The following is a 10,991-nucleotide window of genomic DNA, read 5'->3' on the forward strand; positions in this document are numbered from 1 at the left end:
TTTCTTTTTTTCTTATCTTATCTATCTATTTAGTATTTACTTTATAATATTCAACATACCAATCTGTAAATTTTTGTAATCCCTCCTCAATTGTAGTTGTTGGTTTGAATCCTGTTATTTTATTAAGTCTTTCTGTCGATGCATATGTTGCTGGAACATCTCCTGGTTTAATTGGTTCAAATATTTTTTCGAATTCCACTTCTCTTCCTAAGGATCTGCTTAAACATTTTTCAAGAGTTTCTATAAAAGTCATTAATTTTATGGGTTTGTTATTTCCAATGTTAAACACTTGATGAGGCACTTTTTCATTGGAAGGTTTATCTATAAGTTTTTCTATTCCTAATATAATATCATCTATATATGTGAAATCTCGATATAAATCATTTTTAAAATCACCATTATTAAAAATTCTTATTGGTTCTCCTTTGAAATATTTATTTGTAAAACTAAAATATGCCATATCAGGTCGTCCAAAAGGGCCATATACTGTAAAGAATCTTAATCCAGTTGCTGGTATTTTATATAAATGACTATATGTATAAGCCATGAGTTCATTTGATTTTTTTGTTGCTGCATATAAGGATACAGGGTTATCTACAAAATCTGTTTCTTCAAAAGGAACTTTTTTATTTGCTCCATATACAGAACTTGATGAGGCATATATTAAATGTTTTACTGGATAATATCTACATGCTTCAAGAATATTAAAAAATCCTATTATATTACTTGTAATATATGCATCAGGATTTTCTATAGAATATCTAACCCCAGCTTGCGCTGCTAAATTTATTACTATCTCTGGCTTATATTTTTCAAAAATCCTCATTACGCTTTCTTTATTTGATATATCTTCTTTAATAAATACAAAATTATTATATTTTTTTAAGTTTTCCAATCTTGCATATTTTAAATTAACATCATAATAGTCATTTATATTATCCACACCTATAACATTATATCCTTTATCTAAAAGTCTTTTAGCTAAAAAATATCCAATAAAACCTGCCGTGCCTGCTATTAAAATTTTTTGCATATTAAATAACCTTCTTTCTAAATTTCTAACTATATTTATTTTTTATAACTCTTATTTATCTTGGATCAAATTTTTTTAAAATTCTATATATTGGATCAGGGGTTATTCCCAAAATAATCGGTATGAATATATAATAGTATTTATATATTGGTAACTTTATCATTTTATATCCTTCAAACCTCAAAATCATATCATTTATTCTAAACTTTAGAGATCTCTTTTTTTTATATTTACTTTCTACCCTATAATACAAAAGAAAATCTTTTAAATTCTCAATATACAAATTATTAGCAATAGCTTTGAACCAAAGGTTATAATCTTGAGAAGTTTTATATTTTTCATCATAATAATTTATTTTTTCTATACTTCTTTTTTTCATCATAACTGTTGGATGTATTAACGGATCTAATTTTGGCAGCATCTTTATTATTTCTTTATAATTATGTGGAACGGTTCTTTTATTAATTTCATTACCATATTCATCAATATCTATCGCACAAGTTCCTAAAATATCCAATCTCTTATTCATTTTAAACCTATATATTTGTTTTTCAAAACGTTCCGGAAATGCTATATCATCTGCATCCATTCTAGCTATAAATTTACCTGTACTAATTTTTATTCCATAGTTTAAGTTTTTAGTTAATCCGAGATTGTTGTTAGTTTTAAAATAAATTATTCTATTATCTTGTTTTTTATATTCTAAAATTATTTTTTCACTATTATCTATAGAATTGTCATTTATAATAATAAACTCAAAATTAGAATATGTCTGATTTAAAATACTTTCAATTGATTGGTTTAAATATTTTTCGGAATTATATACTGACATCACAACTGATATCATAGGAGACATTTTTTCACACTCCAATTTTTACTATGTCATTTTTTAAAAAAATGTTAATTTATAGATTTTTTATATTTTTAAAAAATTTGTATTCTTTAGGAATTTTGCCACTTGGATAATTAGGAAGCCCAGTTAAAACAGTAACTTTATGCCCTCTTTTTGCCAATTCAAAAAAAATATCATTTATTCTAAATTGTTCTGGATAAAAATGTTGGGTAACAAATAATATTTTCACCTAGCTCCCCTCATTCCTAACATGGTTTCTATTGTTAATAGCATTATTCTTAAGTCAAGTAATATGTTTCTATTTTTTATGTAATATAAATCATACTCTGTTTTTTTAATGTAATCTTCTAATGTTGATGTGTGTTTGTAATTAATTTGTGCCCAACCTGTAATTCCTGGTTTGACTTTTAACCTGTATGTATAAAATGCTATTTCTTTTTTCATTTTATTATGAAATTCATCATTTCTGGCCTTGGGCCAACTAAACTCATTGTTCCTTGAATTACATTTAAAAATTGTATTGATTCATCTATTCTAAATTTTCTTGTTATTTTACCGACCTTTAATATTCCTTGGTCAATTTTTTTATTTGGATTATTTGGATCAATTTCAATATTTTTTAATGATCTTAATTTTTTCATTGTAAATGTTTTTTCATTTTTACCAACTCTTTTTTGAGTAAATATAATAGGATTTCCATCTTCAAGATATATTAATAATGAAAATATCATAATAAATGGTGAAAAAATAACCATTAATATAGTTCCTGAAAACACATCTAAAATTCTTTTAGCAGGTGATTCTTTGTTTTCTTCAAAGATTAATGTGTAATATTCTTCGAATTTTTTAACAACTTCTAATGGTATTCTTTTTAAATATTTTTCTGCTAATTTTGGTAAATATTCTATTTCTATTCCATCAGATTTATAATTTTCTATTTGATCTTTTACCAACTCTTCTAATCTTGGATCGGTTACTAATATTGCATTAAATCCTGAATTGTTCTCTTTTGCCAAAAATGAGACAAACTTTTTTAAATGATTTAAGCTTTCTTTTTCATATTTACTCTTTATTAACTCATCTAATTTATTTGGTGATGGATTTATGTATTCCACAAACCTTAGCTTATACAATGTCTTTTCTTCTATTTCTTTTAATATATGCCCTATTTCATCTTTTTTCCCTATTACAAGATATTTCTTTTCTAGCTTATTGTTTTTAAACAATAAATATTCTATCTTATGAATAAAAGGAAAGAATATAACCATATAGAAAGCGTTGTTTATAAACAAATATCTATTTATATGCGTGTCGAAGAATGGATAGACAAATAAAACTAAAATAGTTCCAAGAAAAAATCCTGCCGTTATTCTAATAACAGAATCATTTAATGATTGCATTGTTTCTAAATCATATAATCTGAATGAATAAATACCAAGAAAATAAAAAACAGAAACAATTATAGATATATACCATGGATTGTTTAATAATATTAAATTAATTAAAAGCATAAGAACTATATCTATAATTTTAGGTATTTTATTTAGCAATGTGTTCATCTCCTCGTGTCCTTTTCCATTACTGAATTATACATCAAATTATTTTTAATTTCAATACTTTGTCGAAGTTGTTAATTGTTTTTTTTTTTTTATTAATATATCAAGTGATATATTAATTTCATTTGGAGTTAATATCGATTTTTATTCTAAGTCGTTTTTTAAGCCTATTGTATTCATTATTATTGAATCCTTTTGTCTCCATTTGTCTTTTACTTTAACATATAGATCAAGATATACTTTGTCATCTAATAACATTTCTATATCTTTTCTTGCAAGCATACCTATCTTTTTTATCATTCTTCCTTTTTGACCTATGATTATTCCTTTTTGTGATTGCCTTTCAACGTAAATTTCTGCTCTTATGTAAACCAAATCCTCTTTATTTGTTATTTCTTCAACAACTACTGCTGTGGAGTGGGGGATTTCTTCTGATGTGAGATGAAATATTTTTTCCCTTATTAATTCTGAAATCATAAAAGCTAATGGCCTATCGGTTGCCATATCTTCTGGGTAATATTGCGGTCCTTCTGGAAGATTTTCTGTTATAGTTTGCAATAATTCAGAAAGGTTTTGGCCTGTTAATGCAGAGATTTTAAATTCAGCAATTACATTTGAGTTTTCATCTAATACTGTTTTTATTCTTCTTTCTGCTTCTTTTATTTGTTCTTGTGTTGCTGCATCTATTTTGTTTATTAATAATATTGTTGGAATTTTTGATTCTTTTATTATCTTTGCTATGTTTAAATCTGATTCTCTAACTTTGTCTATTGGATCTATTAAAAACAATATTAGGTCTTGACCTTTTAATGCGTTTATGGCTATTTTCACCATATATTCGCCAAATTTATGCAATGGTTTGTGAATACCTGGCGTGTCTACTAATACAATTTGTGCATCTTGTGTATTGAGTATACAATTTACCCTGTTTCTTGTTGTTTGTGGCTTATCTGAAACTATAACAACTTTTCTTTTCATTAAAGCGTTTATTAATGTTGATTTTCCTACATTTGGTTTTCCAGCTACTGCTACGAAACCACTTTTCATTTCATCAACTCCCTGAGTTTTTCTAATATCATTGCCGTTGAACGGCAATCATCTTCGTTGTATTTGATGATTTTTTCTAAACTTTCTTTGTGACCTCTTAGATAATTTTTGTATTCTATAAATATGGCATAACCGTTTAAATCTGTTTGCCATTTGTAACCAAAGTATTTGCTTATGTCTTTTAATGAATATGATGTAACAGGCAATGCCACATTTTTTTGTATTTTTTCGTATAGGTCATATGATCTGTCTTCTATTTTGTATAGATATTTATATAAATGAGAGATATTTTTTGTTATCATTTGCAATCTTTTTATATCATATACATCATAATGCACTATCATTTCTTTTGTGGAATCTATGAACTGTAGGAATCTTTCAAGATTATCATCAGTATTTTCAACATTTAAAAATGGCTTGTATTTGCCTTTTATTAAAATTCCATGAAGAAAATCAAGGTCTCTATATGTTTCTACATCATATACTATATATTTTTTGGGTATTTCAAATTTGTTTATAATTATCGGTTCATTTATCAATAATGATTTTAGATTATATAATGGTTTTCTAAATTGTGGTGGCACTTGTTCAATTTTGTTTGATTCTACAGCTTTTATTGGATTTATATTTAAATCTTTTAAAAGGTTTAAATATGTTCTTGATATTCCTGGTACAACAGATATATCGCCTTTTTTTATAAACTCCTGATGGCATTGTGATTTTATTTTACAGAATTTACAATAATTTCCTGGAGTCTTTTCTTTTGGAATTTTAAAATTTTCTATTTCTTTTTTTAGCAATGGTAATTTTCTTAATATCCATCTTTCAGAGAAATAATGCACTTTATTTTCTAGTGTTACTTCTACTCCTCTTACTTCTTTATCTTTGTTTTTAAAGTAAAGATATACAGCTATTATATGGTATATATGGTTTAATTTTAATTTTCTTGATTCTCTTGATATTTTTATTGTTTTTCTTCTATGGTCATAATCATCATAGCTGGCTATGATGTCAACTCCTTCGTATTTTAGTTGAATGTAGTTTGTTGGTCTTTTGTAAATTGGGACAAAGAATTGACATTTTTTTATGTTGCGAAAATTTAATAGGTCTAGTTTCATTTTTCCAGCTCCACTTCTATCTGCTTTTAATTTTTTAGTTGATTTTTTTACTTTATATTCACTCAGGCGGAAAATTCTTTTTCCTCATTACAGGATTACTTGCCGCCGTTGCTTAGACTCACATCCATGCTCGGCTGCGCTCAAAATCACATCCGTGTGATTTTGACGGCTCACGTAATCCTTTCATTCGGGAATTTTCAAGCCTTTGCTACATATAAAAGTAAAAAAAACTAATAATCTCAAAAAATACTGCGAGAGTATTGTGTTCTGAAGTTATCAATTTACGTAAATATGATTTAAAAAATTAATATACTTAACTATATAATTTTTCTATATCGCCAAATTCCAAAAACAAATTAGCAACATTCTTTAAAAATCCAAGCCTGTTCATTCTTATGCTTTCATCTTTATCCATAACAAAAACATTATCAAAATAATTGTCTATGCTGTTTCTTAATTTTAGCAATTCATCAATTGCTTCATCGTAGTTTAAATGTTCTATTTTTTCTTCCATTTTTCCTTTAACAGTTAAATATTTGTCAAATAGTTCTTTTTCTGCTTCTTCTTTGAAAAGTCTGCCGTCATATTTTAAAGAATTGTGTTTCCTTGAAATATTTTGCACTCTTTGAAATGTTTTTATGAATACTTTAAAGTCTTCTGAATTTACAACGTCATTTAATGCCTGTGCTGATAATAATGCTCTTAATGGTTTATTCCAGTTTACTGTTACAGTGTTTATTACATCAGTTGTTATATCTTTTTTAGAAAGATATGTTTCAAATCTACCTTTAAAGAAATCGGCTATTTCATTTTCTAAATATTCTACATTTATTATTTTAGCAATTTCTTTCATTATTTCGTTCAGGTCTATATCCCAATTGTTTTCTATTAATATTCTTAATATGCCATATGCTTTTCTTCTAAGTGCAAATGGATCCTTTGAACCTGTTGGTATTTTTTTTATGCCAAAAAATCCAACAATGTCAAATAATTTATCTGCTAATGATACTATTAATGAATTTAATTCTGTTGGCAATTCATCATTTTCTTCTACTGGTTTATAATGTTCTTCTGGAACAATATAAATGTCTTCAGGAAAGTTGTGATGTTTTAAGTATATTCTTCCCATTGTTCCCTGTAATTCAGGGAATTCATATACAATATGTGTTGGTATATCTATTTTTGATAATTCTGCTGCTGTTAATAGGTTTTCATTTTTGTAATTTAATTTTTCTGCTATTAATTTTGATATTTCTTTTAATGCTTTTACTTTGTCTAAATATGTACCTAACCCTGCTTGATATGTTATTTCATTTAATTTTGATAAATATGTGTCTTGTGATGTGTTAAGGTCTTCTTCGTAATAGAATTTTGCATCGTCAAGCCTTGCGTTTATTACTCTTGAATATCCATTTGTTACATTTCCTTCTTCTGTTAATCCATCTTGGAAGGCTATATAATAATTAGATATTTTATTTTCCTTTTTTGCAACAAAACTTCTTTGGTGATGTTTTACTGTGATTTTTATTACCTCTTCTGGTAAAGAAAGGTATTCTTCATTGAATTTTCCCACTACAGCACTAGGATATTCTGTTAATTGTGTGATTTCGTTTATTAATTCTTCGTCTTTTTCTATTTCTAATTCATTATTTGTTGCTACTTTTTCTAATTCTTTTATTATTCTTTCTTTTCTTTCGTTGTAATCTGCTATAACGAAGTTTTCTCTTAAATCGTCAAAATAATTGTCTGGGTGTGTTATTGAGATTTCTCCTTTACCAAGAAATCTATGGCCATATGTTTTTCTTGATGAGTTTATACCAAATATTTCAAAGTCTATTATTTCATAATCCAATAATGCTAATATCCAATGTACAGGTCTTATAAACTCATAATCACCATTGCCCCAGCGCATTGGTTTTTTGAATTTTAATTTTTTTATTATTGTTGGGTATATTTCTGCAAGACTTTCTGAAATCTTTTTACCTTCTTTTTTTATTATGGCAAATATGTATGTGTTGCCTTTTATTACCCTTTCTTCTATTTCATAATTTTCATTTTGTAATGACCTTAAAAAACCTTGATACGGCTTTGTTGGGGTTCCATTTTCATCAAATGAAACCTTTTTTGCAGGACCTTTTCTTTCTATTATTCTATCTGGTTCTTTTTCTGGTAATCCTTCTAATAATAATCCAAATCTTCTTGGTGCTATAAACACCTGGAGTCTGGAATAGGATATATTTCTGTTTTTTAATTCTTCTTCTGTATATGTATGTAATTGTTGTATTATATTTTCATATTCACTTGATGGTAATTCTTCAACGCCTATTTCAAGTATTGATTTAATCATTTTCATCGCCCCCTATTGCGTCTAAATATGTACGGGCTGTTTTTCTTGCCATATCCCTTATTAATAATATATATTTTTGTCTTTCATTAACGCTTATGGCATTTCTTGCATCAAGTAGATTAAAAGAATGTGCAGCTTTTACAAGATAATCATATGCTGGTAAGTATAATCCTTCTTCTATTAATGCTTCAAATTCATTTTTGTATGTGTTAAATAGATTATATAATGTTTCTATGTTGGCTTTTTCAAAGTTGAATATAGAAAATTGTCTTTCATTTTCTTTGAATAATTTTCCATATGGAACGTCTTTATTCCACATTGTTTCATATACATTGTCTTTTCCTTGTAAATACATGGCTAATCTTTCTATACCATATGTGATTTCTAAGGAAATTGGTTTTAATGGGATTCCTCCCATTTGTTGGAAATATGTGAATTGTGTGATTTCCATACCGTCAAGCCATACTTCCCAACCTATTCCCCATGCGCCTAATGTTGGTGATTCCCAATTGTCTTCTACGAATCTTATATCATGTTCTAATGGATCTATTCCTATTGCTTTTAATGATTCTATATATATTTCTTGAGAATTTTTTGGCGATGGTTTTAATATTACTTGATATTGGTGAAATCTTTGCATTCTGTTTGGGTTTTCTCCGTATCTTCCATCTGTTGGTCTTCTGCTTGGCTGAACAAATGCAATGTTAAATGGTTCTTCACCAAGTGTTTTAAAAAATGTTGATGGGTGATATGTACCTGCGCCCATTTCCATATCATATGGTTGGTCTATTACGCAACCGTATTCTGACCAGAATTTATCTAATTTTAATATTAAATCCTGTATATACAAGTCAATTCCTCCCTATTCCAGTGAGATTAATAATGGGTAATGCGGTTGTCCACCATTGTGTATTTCTACTTCTAAATCAGGATATTCTTCCATTAATTCATTTGCTATTAATTCGGCTGTTTTTATTTCAATATCTTTACCATAGAAAATTGTCATTATTTCATAGCCATCGTTGATTTTTTCTTTTAATACCTTTAATACTGCTTCATTTAAGTCAAATCCATGTGCTTTTAATTCTTTTCCTACAAATACAAGATATTCATCTTTTTTGATTTCTTCTCCAGCTATTTCTGAATCTCTTATTGCATATGTTACCTGTATTGGTAATATTCCTGATATTTCTGATTCTATTGCTTCTTTTAATTCTTCATAACTCATGTTATCATCAAATGCTAATAATGCAGAAACGCCTTCTTGAACATATTTTGTTTTTATTACAAGTACTTCTTTATCTTCAACCATATCTGCTACTTTTTCTGCTGTTAATATTATATTTGGATTATTTGGTAATATTAATATTTTCTTTTGAGGTAATGTTTCTATAGCGTCCATGAAATCTTTTACGCTTGGGTTCATTGTTTGTCCGCCATGTATAACCTTATCTACACCAAGACTTTTGAAGATTTTTGTTAATCCTTCTCCTGGTGATACTGTTATTATTCCCCAATTTTCATTGTTTGATTTTTCTTCTTCCATTTCTTCTTCTTTTGCTGATTCCACAACATGTTCGTGTTGTACTTTCATGTTGTCTACTTTTACTTTGTATAATTCTCCATAGTTTAGGAATTCTTCGAATACTTTTCCTGGTCTGTTTGTATGAACATGTGTTTTTAAGAAATCACCTTGATGAACTAATACTATTGAGTCTCCTAATTCTTCTAAAAATGCCCTTATTTTATTTATATCATCTTTTGATATTTCTGGATCTGTTAATTTTAATACACATTCTGTACAGTATTGGAATTTTATTTCTTCATATGCTATTTCGCGTATTTCTTCTGGTGTTGCACTTTCTATTTCTTTTAAATTCACTTCTGTATCGCCATGTATTGCATCTCTGAACCCTTTTATTATATAACTTACGCCTTTAGCGCCAGCATCTACAACATTTGCATCTCTTAATTTTTTTAGGTATTTTGGTGTTTCTTCTACTATTTCTTCTGAAATTATATATAATTTATCTAAGAATTCTTTAAAATCTTCTATATCTGATAATTCATTTTCTGCTCTTTCTGCCAATTTTCTTATTAATGTTAGCATTGTTCCTTCTACAGGTTTTATTACAGCATGGTAGGCTATTTCTTTGGCATTTTTTAATGCTTCTATGAAATCTTTTGTTGTTACTGTCTCTTTATTTTCAAGTGTTTCGGTGAATCCTCTGAATATTTGTGATAGGATAACACCTGAATTTCCTCTTGCACCCATTAAAAGGCCATCTCTCATATTTTTCATTACATCTTTTAATTTATCTTTGTTTTTTACTTTATCTAGCCATTCACAAGCTTCTAACATACCTGATGTCATATTTGAACCAGTATCTCCATCTGGAACAGGGAATACATTTAATGCATTTATTTCATCTTTGTTTACCAACAATGTTTCGGCAGCCTTTTTGAATGCCACATAAAAGTCTTTAGCCTTTATTTCTGTCATTTCATTCACCTCTTTATGATTTTATTCCTACGACTTTTACATTAACTACTACATCGACATCCCCCAAGGCTTCCTTTATTCTGTGATAGACATTTTCCTGAGCATTTGCAGCTACTCTTTTTAAAGGTAAACCGTATTCCATATAGATGTATAGGTTTATCGTTACCCTATTATTTTCCTCTATTACTTCAACACCTTTTTCCTGTGGTTTTTGAAGCATTGATGTTAGTTTATTCAAAAAGCCCCCTTTTCCTATATCCACTGTACCATATGATTCTAATGCTGCTCTATATACTATTTCTGTAAATACTTCTGGTTTTATAGTAACTGTACCTAATTCTGTTTCAACTATCATATTAACACCTCCAAGGTTATTTTCTTTATAATTATTCTTTTTTAATTTATTTTTGATGGATTTTCAAAATTTGTTTTTATGAACCATATATGTAATTTGACTCCATTTTCTTTTTCGGTTATATATTCAAAATCTTTTATTGTATCTGAGTATATTATTAACCATCCCTCTTTTAGTCT

Annotated in this window: 9 protein-coding genes and 1 pseudogene; all 10 read right to left on the bottom strand. The window is 27.6% G+C overall.

Features of this window, described 5'->3' with window-relative positions; translation table 11 throughout:
• Positions 1–25: 25 nt before the first annotated feature.
• The gene (locus ACYQ44_RS07140; RefSeq protein WP_459996281.1) at positions 26–1,033 is read right to left on the bottom strand and encodes a GDP-mannose 4,6-dehydratase; all 1,008 of its coding nucleotides are present in this window, start codon (positions 1,031–1,033) and stop codon (positions 26–28) included.
• Between the two features lie 55 nt (positions 1,034–1,088).
• A complete protein-coding gene (locus ACYQ44_RS07145; protein ID WP_459996282.1) occupies positions 1,089–1,889 on the bottom strand; it encodes a glycosyltransferase in 801 nt (266 codons plus the stop codon).
• 49 nt (positions 1,890–1,938) lie between these two features.
• Positions 1,939–2,115 (bottom strand): hypothetical protein, encoded by a 177-nt coding sequence (locus tag ACYQ44_RS07150; RefSeq protein ID WP_459996283.1) that lies wholly within the window; start codon positions 2,113–2,115, stop codon positions 1,939–1,941.
• Positions 2,112–3,445, bottom strand: a pseudogene (locus ACYQ44_RS07160) (sugar transferase). The gene ACYQ44_RS07150 and the pseudogene ACYQ44_RS07160 overlap by 4 nt, the downstream one beginning before the upstream one ends.
• Positions 3,446–3,586: 141 nt before the next feature.
• On the bottom strand, positions 3,587–4,489 hold the full coding sequence (gene era, locus ACYQ44_RS07165; protein WP_459996288.1) for a GTPase Era: 903 nt from the start codon (positions 4,487–4,489) through the stop codon (positions 3,587–3,589).
• Positions 4,486–5,607, bottom strand: coding sequence for a TM0106 family RecB-like putative nuclease (locus ACYQ44_RS07170; protein ID WP_459996289.1), 1,122 nt, complete (start codon positions 5,605–5,607; stop codon positions 4,486–4,488). The genes era and ACYQ44_RS07170 overlap by 4 nt, the downstream gene beginning before the upstream one ends.
• Before the next feature lie 313 nt (positions 5,608–5,920).
• On the bottom strand, positions 5,921–7,954 hold the full coding sequence (glyS, locus tag ACYQ44_RS07175; RefSeq protein ID WP_459996290.1) for a glycine--tRNA ligase subunit beta: 2,034 nt from the start codon (positions 7,952–7,954) through the stop codon (positions 5,921–5,923).
• A complete protein-coding gene (locus ACYQ44_RS07180; protein ID WP_459996291.1) occupies positions 7,947–8,804 on the bottom strand; it encodes a glycine--tRNA ligase subunit alpha in 858 nt (285 codons plus the stop codon). The genes glyS and ACYQ44_RS07180 overlap by 8 nt, the downstream gene beginning before the upstream one ends.
• A 12-nt stretch (positions 8,805–8,816) precedes the next feature.
• Positions 8,817–10,457 carry a DAK2 domain-containing protein gene (locus ACYQ44_RS07185; protein ID WP_459996293.1) on the bottom strand — a complete coding sequence of 547 codons (1,641 nt, stop codon included), beginning with the start codon at positions 10,455–10,457 and terminating at the stop codon, positions 8,817–8,819.
• A 13-nt stretch (positions 10,458–10,470) separates the two neighbouring features.
• Positions 10,471–10,812 carry an Asp23/Gls24 family envelope stress response protein gene (locus tag ACYQ44_RS07190; RefSeq protein ID WP_459996295.1) on the bottom strand — a complete coding sequence of 114 codons (342 nt, stop codon included), beginning with the start codon at positions 10,810–10,812 and terminating at the stop codon, positions 10,471–10,473.
• Positions 10,813–10,991: the final 179 nt, after the last annotated feature.

This window comes from Marinitoga arctica (assembly GCF_054657315.1).

What these genes read in the sequence shown, in the direction of transcription:
- ACYQ44_RS07170 (WP_459996289.1), bottom strand. Translation starts at nt 5,607, where the DNA reads ATGAAACTAGACCTATTAAATTTTCGCAACATAAAAAAATGTCAATTC.
- ACYQ44_RS07185 (WP_459996293.1), bottom strand. Translation starts at nt 10,457, where the DNA reads ATGACAGAAATAAAGGCTAAAGACTTTTATGTGGCATTCAAAAAGGCT.
- glyS (WP_459996290.1), bottom strand. Translation starts at nt 7,954, where the DNA reads ATGATTAAATCAATACTTGAAATAGGCGTTGAAGAATTACCATCAAGT.
- ACYQ44_RS07190 (WP_459996295.1), bottom strand. Translation starts at nt 10,812, where the DNA reads ATGATAGTTGAAACAGAATTAGGTACAGTTACTATAAAACCAGAAGTA.
- era (WP_459996288.1), bottom strand. Translation starts at nt 4,489, where the DNA reads ATGAAAAGTGGTTTCGTAGCAGTAGCTGGAAAACCAAATGTAGGAAAA.
- ACYQ44_RS07140 (WP_459996281.1), bottom strand. Translation starts at nt 1,033, where the DNA reads ATGCAAAAAATTTTAATAGCAGGCACGGCAGGTTTTATTGGATATTTT.
- ACYQ44_RS07145 (WP_459996282.1), bottom strand. Translation starts at nt 1,889, where the DNA reads ATGTCTCCTATGATATCAGTTGTGATGTCAGTATATAATTCCGAAAAA.